At 58.5% G+C, this 17,052-nt stretch carries 14 protein-coding genes and 3 pseudogenes; 7 read left to right on the top strand and 10 right to left on the bottom strand.

Annotation, left to right across the window (positions count from 1 at the left end):
- Nucleotides 1–131: 131 nt before the first annotated feature.
- Nucleotides 132–1,067, bottom strand: coding sequence for a LysR family transcriptional regulator (locus BLU52_RS13380; protein ID WP_090288546.1), 936 nt, complete (start codon nucleotides 1,065–1,067; stop codon nucleotides 132–134).
- A 169-nt stretch (nucleotides 1,068–1,236) separates the two neighbouring features.
- Between BLU52_RS13380 and BLU52_RS13375 the strand changes: the two genes are divergently transcribed.
- Nucleotides 1,237–2,247, top strand: coding sequence for a zinc-dependent alcohol dehydrogenase family protein (locus BLU52_RS13375; protein ID WP_090283893.1), 1,011 nt, complete (start codon nucleotides 1,237–1,239; stop codon nucleotides 2,245–2,247).
- Nucleotides 2,248–2,607: 360 nt separating this feature from the next.
- Here BLU52_RS13375 and BLU52_RS13370 read toward each other — a convergent pair.
- The 3 genes and pseudogenes from BLU52_RS13370 to BLU52_RS13360 all read right to left on the bottom strand — a co-directional run bounded on the left by BLU52_RS13370 (nucleotide 2,608) and on the right by BLU52_RS13360 (nucleotide 5,469).
- A pseudogene (locus tag BLU52_RS13370) lies at nucleotides 2,608–2,965 on the bottom strand (DUF6124 family protein).
- A gap of 554 nt (nucleotides 2,966–3,519) precedes the next feature.
- Entirely contained in the window at nucleotides 3,520–4,272 is a 753-nt protein-coding gene (locus BLU52_RS13365; protein WP_090283891.1) for a hypothetical protein, read from the bottom strand.
- A gap of 312 nt (nucleotides 4,273–4,584) precedes the next feature.
- Nucleotides 4,585–5,469, bottom strand: a pseudogene (locus BLU52_RS13360) (serine hydrolase domain-containing protein).
- A 303-nt stretch (nucleotides 5,470–5,772) separates the two neighbouring features.
- Here BLU52_RS13360 and BLU52_RS13355 point away from each other — a divergent pair.
- The gene (locus tag BLU52_RS13355; RefSeq protein ID WP_090283889.1) at nucleotides 5,773–6,204 is read left to right on the top strand and encodes a bleomycin resistance protein; all 432 of its coding nucleotides are present in this window, start codon (nucleotides 5,773–5,775) and stop codon (nucleotides 6,202–6,204) included.
- Nucleotides 6,205–6,317: 113 nt separating this feature from the next.
- On the opposite strand, the pseudogene BLU52_RS27260 reads toward BLU52_RS13355, so the two are convergent.
- The 3 genes and pseudogenes from BLU52_RS27260 to BLU52_RS13340 all read right to left on the bottom strand — a co-directional run.
- Nucleotides 6,318–6,467 (bottom strand): annotated as a pseudogene (locus BLU52_RS27260) (DUF6124 family protein); the annotation flags it as partial.
- Nucleotides 6,468–6,474: 7 nt separating this feature from the next.
- Nucleotides 6,475–7,596, bottom strand: coding sequence for an SMP-30/gluconolactonase/LRE family protein (locus tag BLU52_RS13345; RefSeq protein ID WP_090283885.1), 1,122 nt, complete (start codon nucleotides 7,594–7,596; stop codon nucleotides 6,475–6,477).
- Between the two features lie 152 nt (nucleotides 7,597–7,748).
- Entirely contained in the window at nucleotides 7,749–8,663 is a 915-nt protein-coding gene (locus tag BLU52_RS13340) for a LysR family transcriptional regulator (RefSeq protein WP_090283883.1), read from the bottom strand.
- Nucleotides 8,664–8,873: 210 nt separating this feature from the next.
- Between BLU52_RS13340 and BLU52_RS13335 the strand changes: the two genes are divergently transcribed.
- From BLU52_RS13335 to BLU52_RS13325, 3 genes are all read left to right on the top strand, one after another.
- On the top strand, nucleotides 8,874–10,214 hold the full coding sequence (locus BLU52_RS13335) for a nucleobase:cation symporter-2 family protein (RefSeq protein ID WP_090283881.1): 1,341 nt from the start codon (nucleotides 8,874–8,876) through the stop codon (nucleotides 10,212–10,214).
- A gap of 32 nt (nucleotides 10,215–10,246) precedes the next feature.
- The gene (locus BLU52_RS13330) at nucleotides 10,247–10,756 is read left to right on the top strand and encodes a nucleoside deaminase (RefSeq protein ID WP_090283879.1); all 510 of its coding nucleotides are present in this window, start codon (nucleotides 10,247–10,249) and stop codon (nucleotides 10,754–10,756) included.
- A gap of 91 nt (nucleotides 10,757–10,847) precedes the next feature.
- A complete protein-coding gene (locus BLU52_RS13325) occupies nucleotides 10,848–11,330 on the top strand; it encodes a MerR family transcriptional regulator (protein WP_090283877.1) in 483 nt (160 codons plus the stop codon).
- Between the two features lie 15 nt (nucleotides 11,331–11,345).
- Here BLU52_RS13325 and BLU52_RS13320 read toward each other — a convergent pair whose 3' ends face one another.
- The gene (locus BLU52_RS13320; protein ID WP_090283875.1) at nucleotides 11,346–12,350 is read right to left on the bottom strand and encodes an acetoacetate decarboxylase (ADC); all 1,005 of its coding nucleotides are present in this window, start codon (nucleotides 12,348–12,350) and stop codon (nucleotides 11,346–11,348) included.
- A gap of 37 nt (nucleotides 12,351–12,387) precedes the next feature.
- Nucleotides 12,388–13,179: a type 1 glutamine amidotransferase domain-containing protein gene (locus BLU52_RS13315; protein ID WP_090283873.1), complete on the bottom strand. Its 792-nt coding sequence runs from the start codon at nucleotides 13,177–13,179 to the stop codon at nucleotides 12,388–12,390.
- A gap of 173 nt (nucleotides 13,180–13,352) precedes the next feature.
- On the opposite strand from BLU52_RS13315, the gene BLU52_RS13310 reads away from it, so the two are divergent.
- Nucleotides 13,353–14,585 carry an NADH:flavin oxidoreductase/NADH oxidase family protein gene (locus tag BLU52_RS13310; protein WP_090283871.1) on the top strand — a complete coding sequence of 411 codons (1,233 nt, stop codon included), beginning with the start codon at nucleotides 13,353–13,355 and terminating at the stop codon, nucleotides 14,583–14,585.
- A gap of 130 nt (nucleotides 14,586–14,715) precedes the next feature.
- Nucleotides 14,716–15,723 (top strand): saccharopine dehydrogenase, encoded by a 1,008-nt coding sequence (locus BLU52_RS13305; RefSeq protein ID WP_090283868.1) that lies wholly within the window; start codon nucleotides 14,716–14,718, stop codon nucleotides 15,721–15,723.
- Nucleotides 15,724–15,850: 127 nt separating this feature from the next.
- Here BLU52_RS13305 and BLU52_RS13300 read toward each other — a convergent pair whose 3' ends face one another.
- Nucleotides 15,851–17,017: an MFS transporter gene (locus BLU52_RS13300; RefSeq protein ID WP_090283867.1), complete on the bottom strand. Its 1,167-nt coding sequence runs from the start codon at nucleotides 17,015–17,017 to the stop codon at nucleotides 15,851–15,853.
- Between the last annotated feature and the right edge of the window lie 35 nt (nucleotides 17,018–17,052).

Below are 17,052 nucleotides of genomic sequence, written 5' to 3'. Positions count from 1 at the left end.
AATATTTGCGCCCCCAAAGCGCGGCCAGTTCATCGAGGCCCATAGCATGGAGTTTACTTCCATGAGGTTCAGCGCTTCTTTCCGGAAGTCGTAAAGCCGCTGCAGATAGTGGACGGATGCGGTGCGTTTGTTCAGCCGACCCGTTTCGAAAATCCCAAGGATTCCAGCCAGTCAGAAAGATGCGGAAAACGCTGTTGTAGCCACTCAATAAAGACTTGAACCTGTGGCGCCAGATGTGTCCGGCTTGGATACAGCAACGACACAGAGCGAGGCGCTGGTCGATAGGATTTTAGAATTTCCACTAGGGCGCCACTGTCCAAATGCTCGGCCACGGCAATTCCTGGCGCCTGAATGATTCCAAAGCCCGAAACGCCGCACTGAACGTACGCATGCGATTCGGTGACGGTGATGCCGCCGCTACTGACAAATGTTCGATCCTTACCCTTTATCGAAAAATGCCAGGGCAATGTCCTGTTGCTCTGACCGGATAAGAAGTTGACGCCTCGATGGGAGGGCAGTTCGTCGAGCGTCTCGGGTTCGCCATGCTCGTGCAGATACTCAGGTGCTGCACACGTCACCATGGTTGCCGTCGCGACAGGGCGAGCGATCAAGGACGAGTCCCGTAGATCGCCGATACGTAACGCACAGTCGATACCTTCACCGATAAGGTCGACGGCCCGGTCAGTTACACCCAGAACCATGTTGATACCAGGGTACGAGGCAGTGAACTCTTTGAGGCTTTTGATAAATTCCAATTGCGCGAAAGCGGTCGGAATATCGACGCGAAGTCGCCCTGTGAGCGTTGCTCCTGATCGATCGAACATAGAGGTCGCAGCAGAAATACCCGCCAGAATTTCCTGTACCCGCTCATAGAACCTCTCGCCCTCGGCGGTGAGGGCTACCTTTCTTGTGGTGCGCTGGAACAAGCGCACGCCCAATGACGTTTCCAACTCCTGGATAGATCGAGTGACTTGAGGTCGCCCGATGTCTAGCGATTCCGCAGCTTTGGTAAAGCTGCCAAGTTCGGCAAGCCGGGCGAACAGTCGCATCGATTGAAGCAATTCCATGACTTTCCTATGAACCCAAGTGACTAAGAGGTTGAACATGATTGTTGTCCAAGAATAGAACAATCATGTCTTTTTCCGCGCATTTATTGCGCGCCCTCAACAGCGAAAAATGCACCCAAGGCTGAACCGGCTTGGTTCATTACCATTGATATGTATTGGGAGACTCGCAATGAAAGCGTGGTTATTGAAAGATTTCGGACTCGACAACCTGCAATTGGGGGAGGTGGCGACCCCGCAACCCAAGGCTGGCGAGTTATTGGTGAAAGTCGGTGCTGTTTCGCTCAACTTTCGCGACAAGGCCATTGTCGACGGCATTTATGAACCGCACATGGTGCCCAAACCACTGATTCCCGTGAGCGATGCAGCCGGCACGGTGGTAGCCATTGGTGACAACGTCACGCGCTTCAAGGTCGGTGATCGTGTCAACTCGCATCTTTACTCTCGTTGGCTGGATGGCGAGCCAGGGCCGAACGAACCCGATTACTGCTTCGGTTCGCCGTTGCCTGGTGGTTTGGCCGAATACATGATCATTCATGAGGATAGCGCCGTCGGTGCCCCGGACAACATGAGTGATATAGAGGCAGCAACACTTCCTATTGCGGCGCTTACGGCTTGGTATTCGCTGGTCGACTTCGGACAAATCCAGTCGGGCCAGACCGTATTGGTTCAAGGCACCGGGGGTGTATCAATATTTGCCGTGCAGATCGCTACTGCGCTTGGCGCAAAGGTAATCGCAACCTCGAGTAGCGACCAAAACCTGCAAGCCGTGAAGGCGCTCGGGGCTGTGGCAGGAATCAATTACAGAACAGCTCCGAATTGGGCGGACGAGGTGTTGAAACTAACCGACGGCAAAGGCGTGGATCTGCTACTCGATGTGGCCGGTGGCAGCGGCATCAATCAATCGGTAGCAGCCACCAAGGCATCAGGGCGTATTGCGCAGATCGGTTTTTTGACAGGGCAAACCGTTGAACTGAATCTGATGCCACTGATTTTCCGCCAGACGACCATTCGCGGAATCGCCGTGGCGCCGCGTTCATCCTTTGACCGGATGAACGCGTTTCTCAACGAACACAAGATCCGTCCCGTTATTGATCAGGTATATCCGTTCGAGGACGCACGCAAGGCTTATGAGCATCTCGCGAGGGGAGCATTTGGAAAGGTCGTGATCAAAATCGCTTGATAGTGTTAAGGCGCCAGGTTGGCGCCTTTTTTCGTCTGGGTCAGCATCTCGCTAAAGTAAGGATGCGCCGTCCTTGACCAGGCTGGAGACTTTGACACGAATGGACAGCCCCTCACCCTAGCCCTCTCCCCCAGGAGAGGGAACCGATTCGGGGATATTCGAGAGTGACGGCGACCTGAACGTAACGCTTTGAATCCGGAATCGCCGAAACTCACCAACGCCCTAGTCGCTGAGGCCTTCCAGGTCGATGTATCACGAAAGACACCTCGGTCGGCCCCCTCTCCCTCCGGGAGAGGGCTGGGGTGAGGGCCGCGCTTGCTCACACCCCCAAGTCATCCCCCAGCCAACCCAGCACTTACATCACTCCGGCAACTGCAAATTATCCAAAGCCCGATTCACCGCCAGCTCCCCGAGCATGATCACTGCGAAATCCCCAACAACGCCCGACGCTGCGAAGCCGGCAACAAGCTGGCGACGTTCTGCGCAAGGGTCTGGGCCGAAGCGAGTGTTTCACTGGCATCGATCAGCAGTTCTTCGTTTTTGTTGTCCGCAGTTACCGCGTACATCCCACGGTGTTTACGCGGCGGCGGCGTGGATCCAGGCGGACAGAGGTAATGGTCGAGCGCACGGTCGGCAGCTTCGTGGAGTTTTTTGGAGTTGGTGGATTCGTAGGGGATGTGAGGTTGGATTCGGGTGGATTGGGGGTTGGTTTGATCATGGTGAAGCTCCTTGATGACTGGAGCTGCCACTGTTCGCGGTCAAACAAACAGGGTGGCAGCTGTACGCGGGTTGACCGACCGGACATCAAGGAATCCGGCACACCCGAAGGTGTCCCACGCACAGCCACCGCGACATGATGCAGACAATGCCTGAACACGTGCAGAACGCTGGCGCGCCTTGATATTGGGCGGACGGTCATATCCGATCGCTGATTCGTCAGCGACCGGACCACAATAGAGTTCGCCCCCAAAGCGCACAAGCCGGCGGATTCTGGCGTAGTCGTAGGCAATGGCGCAAGGAGGTGTAGCTTAGGAGAGTGTTTGGAGATGTCTTTTTAAACGTCGGTGTTTATTGAGATCTCATAGCGTTATGTCGCCTTAGACAGATTCGTCCCTCATCACGTTTGTTGAGCTGTTTTTTTAGCGGCATAGCAATGGCCGCTTTCGGCCAAAAGCCGCCCTCCGTAGTAGCCGAAAATCGGCGAAAAGAGAACGGTCTCACAGTCAGTGGAAGACCGTCTTAGGACTTGGAGGTCTCTGGGAAACTGAGGCCCTATTCACTTCCAGAATCCGAGATCAAAGCGCAGTAGATTTCGCTCTTGCTGAAAATGAAGACGTGGGAAAAATTGCCCAAAGATAGCTCAAAATCACGAAGCACTGCTTCGTAAGCTGATTTTTTATCAATCTGAGGCGGTTGTAATCCGAAATAAGACTGACGATATCGGTCCTCATCGGTATAAACAAGTAAAGCAGTTTTGTCTGGATAAGCAATTTTTGCTTTTTTCTTCAGAATTATTTTTAGCTGCTCAATCTTTCTGTCATGCTTCTCCTGGGCTGTCTCGCTGACCATAACTGCAATGCCAGGATTCATCGAAAGTTCTTTAAGTTGGTCAGCATCTTCTTTACCCTGAAGCGTAGTGACTTCGAGATAACATATATCCGACTGATTTGATCCCTCTCCTGTGTATTTAACTGTTGCATCGTGCTGCTGATTACCGTCGATCCACTGGATGACGACATTTTTTGGAGATGTGAAGTACAGTTTCGCGAAGTGAGCGATGGGGTACAGCTCATCGTGTACGTCTCGCAGCAGACCTATCCTCTGTGGGTATTGCGGCTGCGCTGACGTGTCCCAAGTGAGTCTTTCGAACAGCGCCTGAATTGCGGCCGCATGATGATAGTACCCATCAGCCGTCGTAGGCTGTCCCGCGGCTTTTTCGATAATCAATCTGTCCTCATTCCAATCAAGCGACAAAGGCTCGTGGACCGTTACTAACAATGACTGTGGATCGCTCGGTTCTTTCATGTAGCTCTTAACTCCCTGTTTGATTGATTGCGTACCCATTTCGGAACAGCTGTGACGTCGCGCTAGCGTGATTGTGCAGGTGCTCCCCCATGTAGACGTGATAGTGGCACACTGAACTGCCACGTGCTAGCCGAGGGGGTTGCCTGCGTATGGACCCGATGCTGACCCTACACTTTGATCTCACAGGGTAGGCATATGCCTAGTCTGAGAAGGCGCGATGGGGCGAACACCCTCAGCCACGACAGACTGCTTTCGACCCAAGGCGGTCATTCGGCAAATCCGTTGACCGACGCCAAAAGGCGTTTAATACAGTCAGCTCTTCTGACGCAGAACTTGCACGAGCTGCTCAACGACGATGGCTTCGACGAAGCCTTCACTGGACCCCACACCAAAAGCAGCACAACAAGCCGATGTGTCGCCGTCGCAGAGACGGTAGACGGCAATGACACTGCTCGGTCCGCAGCCGGTGTGCCCGCATAGCGAATACCCGCCGTCAATCGACCCTTGCATCACGCCAAGGCCATAGCCCGGCGTGATCCAAGGGCGACCGGGAATCGGGCCGCCCAATGTTCGTGCTCTTTGCATTTCCTGAAGCAAGTCCGTGGGGAGTAGGTCTGCGCAAAAGAGTCGATCCAGAAATAACGCTGCGTGCGAAATGTGGCCGATCAACAAGCCGTGGTAAACCCAGGCAGGATCATAATTTGAGGAACTTCCAAGGTGGGTCGTTTGGAAGTCTGCTCGCGTTTTTGCAAAGCGAACGCCCAATAAGCCCAGAGGAGAAAGTGTCCGTTGAATGACCGCTTCATCAAGCTTCAGATCAGTCGGCCGTTCAATTAGCCTGCCGACAAGCAGGTAGCCGACATTCGAGTAACGCCAACCGTTTCCGGGACTGTATCGGAGTCGAGCACCGTCAAGGCGTTGCATCATTTCATCGGCCGGCCAAGCTGGCTCACTATTTTTAACGGCGGAGTGATACTCCGCAAGTTCTCCGTAATCAGGCAGACCGGCCTCATGCCGTAGTAACTGGCGTAGCGTAAAGGCTGACCAAGAACGGGGTGGTCCAATCCGACCAGCCCGTCACGCACCAACGATAGGGCCGTAGCAGCCAAGACTGTTTTCGTGAAACTCCACCGGGGGCCATCAGTTCTGAGCGATCAGCCGCTTGTACCTGACCATTTGAACGAGTGAGCTGAGCATTGGCTTCCTTGGAGTCTCAAGCGGATCGGCAGCTTGACAAGATACCTCAGTCATTCCTTTTCGCGGAGGCAAAGATCAGCCGTGGCACTGTCCTGAACGACTGCTCCTGGCCGAAGCGGTCACTCGTGAACGGCAGCAATCGGCCAGAAGCCGCCATTCAACTCGATTCGATAATACTCAGCTGACCGTGCATCATGATGCTCACCACCTGCTCCCATGTCGCCGTGCCAGAAGAGCACAGCCTGATCCTGCGACTCAGCTTTTTACCCCGGCGATTGAGCCGATTGAAATGGAAGTCATCTCATGTTCGAACGTAGCAAACTGGTTCCAGAGTTAATGGTCACTGACCTGGGTAGTAGTCTGGCCTTTTGGGTTTCTTGCTTGGGACTTGAAGTAGCTTATCAACGCCCAGAAGACGGATTCGCTTACCTCGACTTGAACGGTGCGCAAGTAATGCTTGAGCAGGCTGACCCCGAAGCAGGCCAATGGCTAACTGCCCCCCTGACTAAGCCGTTTGGAAGAGGAATCAACCTCCAGATTGACGTTGCGGCTGTCGGCCCGATCATCCAAAAACTTGGTCAAGCTGGATTTCCACTCTATCGAGAATGCAAAGACACCTGGTATCGGGCTAACAATGTAGAAGTCGGTCAGCGCGAATTTATCGTCCAGGATCCCGATGGTTATCTCGTAAGGTTGGTAGAGCGTTTGGGAGAGCGCCCGGTTTGTTCAATCTGAACTCGAATGAAGGCGACCGTCTGTTCAGGAGCGAAAGCAGACGCATCAAGTAACCCGAACCCTTCGTGGCAACAGCCTAACCATTGCCACAAAGAGCCCACGCAACAATCCACCGGCACCATATTCCCCAGCGCTTGATTCACCGCCAGTTCGCCCAACATCATCACCTGCGCAATCCCTTGCAGCGTCTTGCGTGCTGGGCCTTCGACGGTGCCGATGAAGTTAGCCAGGATCACCGAGGCCGAGCTCAGTGATTCGGTGGCAGCGTTTCTACAACCCAAACGTAGCCCCCCTAGTATTCACAAACAGCGAATAAATCGAATGACTGCTGGCCATGAACAACCGATTGCCTTCACGTCCGCCGAAGCACAGGTTCGGGCAGCGTTCGGGTAGCGAGATATGCCCGATGGCCTTGCCCTGCGGATTGAACACGCGCACGCCGTCGAGTTTTTCCAGGTCGGCTTTCGGATCGCCGTTGCCGCCCCAGCCGCACCACAGGTTGCCGGCTTCGTCGCATTTGATGCCGTCGATGGCGGCGTAGTCCAGGCCTTCGATGTGTTTGCGACGCTCGCCCAAGGTGCCGTCGTCTTTCACGGCAATCGCCCAGATCAGGCGATTGGGTTTGGCGCGGCCTTCGACGACGTAGAGGGTTTTTTCATCGGGGGAAAAGCACAGGCCGTTGGGGCCGCTGAGATCATCGATTACCCGGGTGACTTTTTTGCTCTCGCCGTCGATGCGGTACACGGCGTGGGGTTGGGTCGGGGTGATTTTGTGGCCTTCGTAGTTGTTGCCTGTCTGGAAGGGCGGGTCGGTGAACCAGATCGAACCGTCGCTTTTGCAGACGACGTCGTTGGGCGAGTTGAAGGGCTTGCCGTCGTAGCTGTCGGCCAGCACGGTGAGCGTGCCATTGGCTTCGGTGCGCGTGATGCGCCGGCCTTCGCTGGTGGTGGTCGAGCCTTCGCAGACGATCAGCCGCCCTTGGCGATCGCGGCACATGCCGTTGGAGAAGTTCGAGTGTTCGCGGTACACGCTGAAGGTGTCGGTGATTTCATCCCAGCGCATGATGCGGTTGTTGGGGATGTCGCTGACCAGCAAGTAGCGGCCATCACCAACCCAGACCGGCCCTTCGGCCCAGCGCATGCCGGTGGCGAGTTTCTCGACGCTGGCGTTGAAAATCCGTAGCTCGAGAAAGCTGTCGTCGAGAATGTGAATCAGCGGGTCGGGGTAGCGTTGACTCAACGGTTCGGCGGCATCGGCGAGTCGGCTCAGTGCGGTGCTGCCGACGGTGGCGAGCGTGGCGGAAACCGCCAGTGACTTTTTCAGGAAGCTGCGGCGGGTGTTGCCTTGCGCGGGGTCAAGGCTGTCAGGCAGGGCGGACAGAGTTGAGTCCATGTAGCGATCTCCGTGGTTTTATTGTTGTTCGGGAGACTTAGTAATACATCGTGGTAGGACATCGTACAAGTATCATCTCGTCTGCTGGAACACTTTCATGTTGCCGAACCGGTCAGTCGGCGGAGCAGGTTCCAGAGCTGCGAAACGTCGGTTCAAAGCGTGGTGATCTGCCCATTGCGGTCGCGCTCAAAGACCTTGTTGCCCTGCAGTTTTTCCTTCAGCCAACGCTCCGCCTTCCCTAGCGGACGCTGCCGCGCCCATAACAGATCCACGCCAATCTGCCAGTCGGTGTGCGGGTACGCCGTGAGTTGCAACTCGACCAGTTCGCCTTTGGCCAATTCCCGCTGGATCAACTGCCGGGGCAGGGTGGCCCAGCCGAGTCCGGCGCGGACCATTTCCAGCAACGCCAGATAGTTTTCTGCTTGCCACAACTGCGCGGAGCGCAGGTATTCGCTGCTCGGCAGCTTGCTCGCGTGGGCGCTGAAGGCCAGGCGTCGATGAACGTGCAGGTCATCGAAGCTGACATCGTCGAGTTGCGCCAGCGGATGGTCGGGGTGGCAGACGTGCAGCATGATCAGTTTGCCCAATTGCTGGAACGCCAGTTCCTTGGGGTAGCCGGGCTGTGAGAAGGCGACGCCGAGCACGGCCTCGCCGCTGCTGACCAGTTCGCTGACGTCGCCGTACACCGGGTGGCGGATGATCAGGTCGACGAAGGGGAACGTCTGCTCGAACGCTTTCAGCGCCGGCATGATCGGCCCGTAGGGTGTTTCGATGGCCAGCGTCAGGCTCGGCTCGACGCTGTCCGAGAGACAGTCGGCGTGCGCCTCGAAGGTCATGCAGCGTTCAAGCACAGCTTCGGCCTGGATCAGCAGTTTGTGGCCACTGGCGGTGAGCGCCGGGCTGCGGTTACTGCGATCGAACAGCTCGACGCCGAGGTCGGTTTCGAGGTTGGCAATCGCCGCGCTGATGGTTGACTGGGTCTTGCCGAGTTTGCGGCCGGCGGCGGAGAACGAGCCGCTTTTCACGACCTGAACAAACATCAGCAATTGATCAAGTGAGAAGCGCAAGCGGTGGACTCCCGAATCGAAGATGGATCAGCAAGCGCCGAGTGTGCCGACTTTATGCCATCGAAAAAAGCGATGATTGCTCATTTGTTTCATCGTAATAAACGTTCGACCATGGCCCCGCAATAAACGACCTCGGGGCGCATTGATCTTCAAACGCCCCTGAGAATGCCCGCGATCTCAACAGATGCCGCACCTTCAGGAGCGTGTGAAATGACCACACAACGCATTCATCCGGTGGACGAGGTTTTGCCGCTGCGACAGTTGTTCACGTTTGGCTTGCAGCATGTCTTGGTGATGTACGCGGGGGCGGTGGCGGTGCCGCTGATTCTGGGCAGCGCGATGGGGCTGACCTCGGCGCAGGTGGTGTTGCTGATCAACGCCAACCTGCTGACCTCCGGCATCGCCACGCTGATTCAGACCTTGGGCTTCTGGAAATTCGGTGCGCGTTTGCCGCTGATTCAGGGCTGCTCGTTTATTGCGCTGGCACCGATGATCATGATCGGCAAGGAGTTTGGCCTCAGCCAGATTTTCGGTGCGGTGATCGCGGCGGGTTTCATCACCATCGCCCTGGCGCCGGTGTTCAGCCGATTGCTGCGGTTCTTTCCGCCGGTGGTGATTGGCAGCCTGATCACCATCATCGGTATCTCGTTGATGCCGGCGGCGGCGATCTGGCTGGGCGGTGGCAATCCCGACGCGGCGGATTTCGGCAATCCGGCCAACCTGTTGCTGGGCCTGGCCACGGTCAGCGTGACGCTGGTGATCTATGCCAAATGCAAAGGCTTTTTCGGCAACCTCAGTGTGTTGATCGGCCTGTTCGTTGGCAGCCTGATTGCAGCGGCGTGCGGCATGACCCAGTTCAGCCGGGTCAGCGAGGCAGCGTGGTTCGAACTGAGCGCGCCGATGGCTTTCGGGGCGCCGGAATTTGCGCCGGTGCCGATTCTGATCATGACCCTGGCGATGCTGGTGATCATGGCCGAGACCACCGGCAACTGCCTGGCGATCGGCAAATTGACCGGCAAACCGACCACGCAACAGACCCTTGGCAACGCGTTTCGCGCCGATGGCCTGTCGACCATGCTCGGTGGTTTTTTCAACAGTTTTCCCTACAACGCGTTCACGCAAAACACCGGTCTGATTGCGCTTTCCAACGTCAAGAGCCGCTTTGTCGTGGCCGCTGCCGGGGCAATCATGGTGCTGATGGGGCTGTTCCCGAAACTCGGTGCGCTGATTGCGGCGGTGCCGACACCGGTACTCGGTGGCTGCGCGATCGTCATGTTCGGCATGACCACGGTCGCCGGTATTCAGGAGTTGTCGCGGGTGCAATTCGAGGGCACTCGCAACGGCATTATCGTCGCCGTGTCGGTGAGTGTCGGCGTGTTGCCGATGTCATTCCCGGCGCTGTTCGAACACGTCGGCCCAACGCTGAAACTGGTGCTCGACAGCGGAATTTTCCTCGGGGCGATCACCGCCATCGTGCTCAATGTTCTGCTCAACAACGAAAAAAAATCGACCGAAACCATCGGCGCGACCTCGGCTGAACTGGCCGACTGACCTGTTGTTTTTCCACTGCCCAGGAGTTACCCATGAATCAATTCACTCAGCTCGTCCCGGCCGGCGTCAGCGATCTGGATCTGGCGTTGCTGCGCCAGACCATCGCCTTGTCCGAGGCGTCAAAACAGCGCGGTCGCCATCCGTTCGCCGCGTTGGTCGCCGACCGGCACGGCAAGGTGATTGTCGAAGCAGGGAATAATTCGATGCCGCCGGAGGGCGACCCGACCCAGCACGCGGAACTGGTAGCGGCAGCTGCGGCGGCGAAACTGCTGACACCGCAAGAGCTGGAACACTGCACGCTTTACACCAGCGCCGAACCTTGCTGCATGTGCGCGGGCGCGGTGTACTGGACCGGAATCGGGCGAGTGGTTTACGCCTTGTCGGAGCATGCGTTGTTGGGGCTGACCGGTGATCACCCGGAAAACCCGACGTTCTCCCTGCCGTGCCGCGAGGTATTTGCCAAGGGGCAGCGCAAGGTCAGTGTGTTGGGGCCGATGCTGGAAGGTGAGGCGGCCGAGCCGCATAAAGGGTTCTGGTCGTAACGACGGAGCATTGCAACCCGAGCGCTTGACCTTAAAGGCGACTTCAGGCTTAAAGTCACCTTTAAGGTCTAGAGCATTTTGGGAGTGCGACATGAGAATCGGCGAACTGGCGAAAATCAGCGGGTTGGCGCCTTCACGCATCCGCTTCTACGAGGCGAGCGGTCTGATCAGATCGGTGGCGCGCAAAGCCAATGGCTATCGCGATTACGCCCCGGACACCGAGTGGGTGCTGGAGATCATCACGGGCGCGCAGGCCGCCGGATTTTCCCTCGACGAAATCCGCCAGTTGATGCCGATGAACGCCAGTGGCTGGCAGCATGACCAGTTGCTCAGCGGACTCAAACAAAAGGTCGCGGAAATCGAAGTCCTGCAACAACGGCTGGCGCGCAATAAACAACAACTGCTGCAGGTGATCAAGGGCATCGAAAGCAAACCCGAAGGCATGGCCTGTGCGGACAATGCGCAACTGCTGATCAATCGTCTGCGCGAGGAGGGCGTGGCGGGTGCTTCAAGCAAAAGTGCGGCCGGAGTGGCGGCTAAGAAAAAAACCGCCCGCCGGGCTTCCCAGTCCTGACGGGGGCAACGGGTTTCAGCGCTCGCCCACCAGCGTCGCCAGTGGTTTTGGCGCATACAGCGCACTCTGGAATTCAGGCACGTATTCGTACCTCAACATCTTTCCCAGTCCCAGCGAGCGAAGGTAGTTCGACAAGTCGCCGTCACCCAGCGTCAGAGTGGCTGACTCGGCGTCACGGCTCGAAGCATGGCTGAGCTCGCGGGAGACAGCGTAGCCATAGGCCAATTGGCCGTGATGATCGAGGTTGGTGAAACTGCTGGTGATCACCTCGACATCGCGGGACAACGTGTCGAGTTTCTTCGTCGTGAAAGTCACGTCCGGCTTGCCGGTCTGACTGTCGGTGATGTGGTAGATCACCGATTGCCCATCCTCCCGGCGGTCGATGCCGGTCAGCCATTTCGGCAGGTTGTAACCGACGACACCGCGCACCCGCGCCAGCTCGGTATTGACCGGCAACTTGAGCACATAACCCCAGAAGTCTTGCGACAGCGACTGGCCAACCAGTGTGAACGGACCCAGATTGGCCCTGCCGGGTTGGTTAGTAACGATCGACACGGCCACCTCGTTATACGCGTCGTTATCGCAATGCTCGTAGGTATAGGCGGTGAACGCGATCAGGCCCCGCCCCGGCCAGATTTGCAGCGGTTGCACGGTTGCCAGTACTTCGGCCGGCATCAATGCGCGCAGGCGCTCGAGGTCGGCCGTATAAATGGCGGTCACGCGGCTGTTCTGGTAGTAGAAGTTGGGTGAGTAGGACTCGAAGCCGATATCGACCCTGGTCTTGTTCAGGCCCTTGAACCAGCTCAGATCAACGCCCGGAACTTCTGTGGCAATCACCGACAACGGCGGGTTGGAGCGAAAACGGTCATAGAGGCCTCCCTTGACCACGGGCACCTGATGGCCGCCGATATCGATCACGGTGGTGTCGGTGGGGCTGGGCGTTTCAGGCGTCTGCGCCAACGCAGCGTTGGCCAGTGAGTTGAACAGTAATCCTGTCAGAACGGCGCTTGCAGGTTTCAATGGGGCTTCCTCTGGGTGTCGGGATTTACGAGACGTTTCAGCGCGTGCCTTCGCCAGCGTTGAGCACGGTCATCACGGCGTGTGCCACGGCTTTGGGCGATTGCGGGTTTTGCCCGGTGATCAGCCTGCCGTCGGTGATGGCAAAGGCAGTGAATGGCAGCCAGGCCTTGCGGTAGCGAGCGCCTTGGCTTACCAACCGGTCTTCAAGGAAAAACGGCACCTGATCTTTCACGCCCGAGAACAGCTCTTCGCGGTCGGAGAAACCGGTGATGTTCTTACCCTTGATGAGCAACTGGCCTTGCTCATCCTTGAGGTCCAGCAGACCGGCCACGCCATGGCACACCGCCGCGACGATGCCGCCGCGGTTGTAGATCGTTTCGGCGACGCGGCGCAGGTCCGGGTTATCGGGGAAATCCCACATGACCCCATGGCCGCCGGTGAAATAGATGGCGCTGAACCGCGACGGGTCGACTTCGCTGATCGGCAGCGTGTTCTGCAGCCGGGCGCGAAAGGCCGGCGACTGCAGATGCTGGCGGGCAGCCTTGTCCATGTAGAGCCAGCCAAGGCTGCGTTCGTCCAGCGGCACCGCGCCGCCTTTCGGACTGGCGAAAAGCGTGGTGTAGCCGGCTGCTTCCACGACATCGGTGAAGTGCGTCAACTCGGTCAGCCATAGCCCGGTGGTATCGGTTCGCGAGGGATAGCTTGCGTGATTGGTCATGATCACCAGGATCTGGCGATCGCTGTTGACAGCCGATTGAGCATTTGCAAACGTCATGAAAGCACCACCTATCAATACCAGCGCACAGGAAACAAGGGTCTTCAGCATCATCGGGATATCTTCAAATCGAGCAGGTCGGCGCATGCTCACCTTAAACCTAACTTTAAGGTCAATAGCCGTTTTGCGTGCGGTGCGATCATTCTCGATGCGCCTAGAAAAAGCCGTTGACCTTCAAGTCGACTTCAAACTTATGCTGGCCTCATTTCCACTTGAGGACCTGCCCCATGAACGTGTTCGACACGCTGATCCTGCCCAACGGTTCGACCATCAAGAACCGCATTGCCAAAGCCGCCATGGAAGAAAACATGGCCGACGCCGACCATGCCCCCTCGGCCGAACTGATGTGTCTCTATCAGGCGTGGGCCGAGGGTGGTGCCGGGCTGATCATCACCGGCAACGTGATGGTCGACGGGCGCGCCATGACCGGGCCCGGTGGCGTGGTGTTGCAGGATGGCCAGCAGTTGGACAAGTTCAAACGCTGGGCGCACATCGGGCGATCCGGCGGTGCGCAGTTCTGGTTGCAGATCAATCATCCGGGGCGTCAGATGCAGTCCAGCCTGGGGCAGAAAACCTGGGCGCCGTCGCCGGTAGCGCTTGAGCTGGGCACACTGTCCAAGCGTTTCGCTACGCCTCACGCGATGACCCCAAGCGTAATCAACGAGGTCATTCAGCGCTTCGCCAACACCGCGCGTCTCGGCGAGCAGGCCGGGTTCACCGGGGTGCAAATCCACGCCGCCCATGGCTATCTGTTGAGCCAGTTTTTGTCGCCGCTGACCAATCAGCGGACGGACGAGTGGGGCGGCTCGCTGGAGAATCGCGCACGCCTGCTGCTGGCAATCGTCAAGGCTGTGAGAGTCACGGTTTCGGCCGAATTCGCGGTGGCGGTCAAACTCAACTCCGCCGATTTTCAGCGCGGCGGCTTCACCGCCGAGGATGCGAAAAAGGTGGTTGCACTGCTCAACGACTCAGGTGTGGATCTGGTGGAACTGTCCGGTGGCAGTTACGAAGCCCCGGCCATGCAGGGCGAGGCGCGCGATGGCCGGACCTTGGCCCGCGAAGCTTATTTCGTTGAGTTTGCCCGCGATATACAGACCGTCGCGAACATGCCGGTGATGGTCACCGGCGGCATCCGTCGCCGTGCAGTGGCCGAAAGCGTTGTGCAGAGCGGCGTCGACATGGTCGGTATCGGCACGGCGTTGGCCATTGATCCGCAACTGCCGCGTGACTGGCTGGCAGGAAAGGACAATGCTCCACAACTGCCGCCAATCACCTGGAAAAACAAAGCCATCGCCGCCCTGGCGAACATGGCGGTGGTGAAGTTTCAGCTGCGCAAACTCAGCCAGGCGAAAAAGCCTGATCCCAACGTGTCACCTTTGCGTGCGCTGATTTTGCAGCAGATCGGCCTGGCCTTTCGCACCCGGCAATATCGGCGCTGGGTGGATAAACGTTCGATGTAAGTCTCGCCGGTCGAACGAACGCGCGGCCATGCGTCGGTTCGCCTCGCAACAAACCCAACGCATTGGAACCCTCCTGCCCGGGCGCGTACCAACGCTAGGTTGCGACCCATAAAAACGCGGAGGGATTCCAATGTCAGTGCATCCAATTCTGTTCATGGGCGGTTCCGGCGCCATCGGTCACCGCTCGGCCAAAGCCTTGCTCGCGGCCCATCCCGACGTGCCGTTGCTGATCGGCGGACGTGACTTGACCAAGGCACAGCAAGCCGCCGAAGAAATGGGCGGGGCCGAGGGTGTGGTCATTGACCCGGCTGCGGAAGATCTCGGATTGGGCGATCGCCCGGTCAGCGCCGTGGCGGTTTTCTACATGGATCACACGCTGGCGGGGCTGCGGTTTGCGCAGAAGCGCCAGGTGCCGCACCTGAGCATTTCCTCGGGGGTATTCGAAATGGCGCCGCAAATTGCCGGCTACATTCACACCCCGAATGCTGCACCGATCGTGCTGGGTTACGAGTGGATGGTCGGCGCAACAACGGTGGCAACGCTGCACCTCGCCAAGGCATTTGCGCGGGTGCGCGATATCCGCATCGACGCCTTGGTCGACGAGCAGGACGGCGGCGGGCCGACCGTGGCCGCTGACTTCGAACATCTGAACAGAATGCTACCCGCCGCGCTGACCCGACGCGAGGGTGCGTATGTCTGGCGTGAGGGCGAGGAGGCGAACGTCAGCTTCCGCGCGCTGGACGGTACGCTTATGCAGGCCAGCGGCTTTTCGTCGATCGACGTCGCGGGTCTCGCCGCCGCCACCGATGCGGCGAATGTGCAGTTCAATCTCGCCAGCGGGGTCAGCTCTTCGCGGCGTGCGGGGCGGCCGATGTCGACCGAAATTCTCATCGAAATGGCCGGGGAAGGGCCCGACGGGCAAGCGTTGCACACCCGGCATGCGCTCGTTCACCCGGCAGGCGCCGCAGCGCTGACCGGGCTGAGTATTGCCATGCTGCTGGAGCGCCTGATCGGGCTTGATGGATCAGCGCCCATTGCGCCAGGTCTGTACTTTCCTTATCAGTTGCTGGATGCCGCCCAATATCTGCAGCGTCTGGGTGAAGAGGGAGGGGAGTTGCTGGAGCTGAAGCGAGAATAAGTTGGCGTCGCCGTTTTTTGCATGCGGGCGGCAAGTGCCGGTGAAGCCGGCCATCGCCAGCAGGCTGGCTCCCACAGGAGATTCGTATCGATGACGGATCCGACGCGGTAGCCAGCCTGCTGCTTTCTTACGCCACCGCAGCCGCAGCCGCCCGGGACCGCCAGACAAACCCCAATACCATCAACAACCCCAGCCCCGCCATCGCCGCGCCAGCCAGGGAAATCGCCGGATAACCCAACCCGGCATTGATCACCGCGCCGCCCAGCGCCGCGCCGATTGCGTTGCCGAAGTTGAAGGCACCAATGTTTACCGCGGAGGCGAGGTTGGGGGCGTCTTTGGCGGCTTCCATCACGCGCATTTGCAGCGGTGGCACCAGAGCGAAGCTGGCGATGCCCCAGATCAGGATGGCGACGGCGGCCGGCAGCGGCCAGCGCATCAGCACGGTGAACGCCAGCAGGACCACAATCAGCGCGCTCAGCGAAACGATCAGGGTGCGGTCGATCGAGCGGTCCGCAGCCTTGCCGCCCCACATGTTGCCCAGGGTCAGTCCCACTCCGAACAGCACCAGCATCGCGGTGATGTAAGCGGTGGAGGCGTGGGTTTCGCTGCTGAGGATCGGCGCGATGTAAGTGAACACGGTGAACATGGCGCTCGAACCGACCACGGTCAGGGCCAGCGCACCGAGCACCGGGCCGCGGCCCAACACACGAATCTCTGCCAATGCTCCGGCGCCTTTTGGTGCCGGCAGGTTGGGCAGAGCGAACCACAGCGCGGCCATGGTGATCACGCCGAGGCCGGTAATGCCCCAGAACGCGGTGCGCCAGCCGAACATTTCACCGAACCACGCCGCCAGCGGCACACCACCGATGGTTGCCAGGGTCAGGCCCATGAACATCGCCGCTACCGCGCCGGCACGTTTTTGCGGGGCGACCACGCTGGCGGCGACGACCGAGCCGACCCCAAAAAATGCGCCGTGATTGAGTGAAGTCACCACCCTGGCGACCATCAGGCTGTAGTAGTCGGTAGCCAGCGCCGACATCAGATTGCCGAGAGTGAAAATCGCCATGAGCCCGATCAGCAAATAACGTCGCGGGATTCTGCCGGTGGTCAGGGTCATCAGTGGTGCACCGAGCAGAACGCCCAGCGCATAAGCACTGACCAGCAGCCCTGCGGCCGGAATGGAAACGCCGAGGTCGGCAGCGATGCCCGGCAACATGCCCATGGGCGCGAACTCGGTGACGCCGATGCCAAAGGCACCAATGGCGAGTGCAACAAGGGGTGGATTGATACGCATGGAAAGTCTCCTCATCTATGCCGCCAATGCTACGA

The sequence above is a fragment of the Pseudomonas granadensis genome (genome assembly GCF_900105485.1).
Classification (GTDB): Bacteria; Pseudomonadota; Gammaproteobacteria; order Pseudomonadales; family Pseudomonadaceae; genus Aquipseudomonas; species Aquipseudomonas granadensis.
This window is presented reverse-complemented; position numbering and strand designations above follow the sequence as displayed.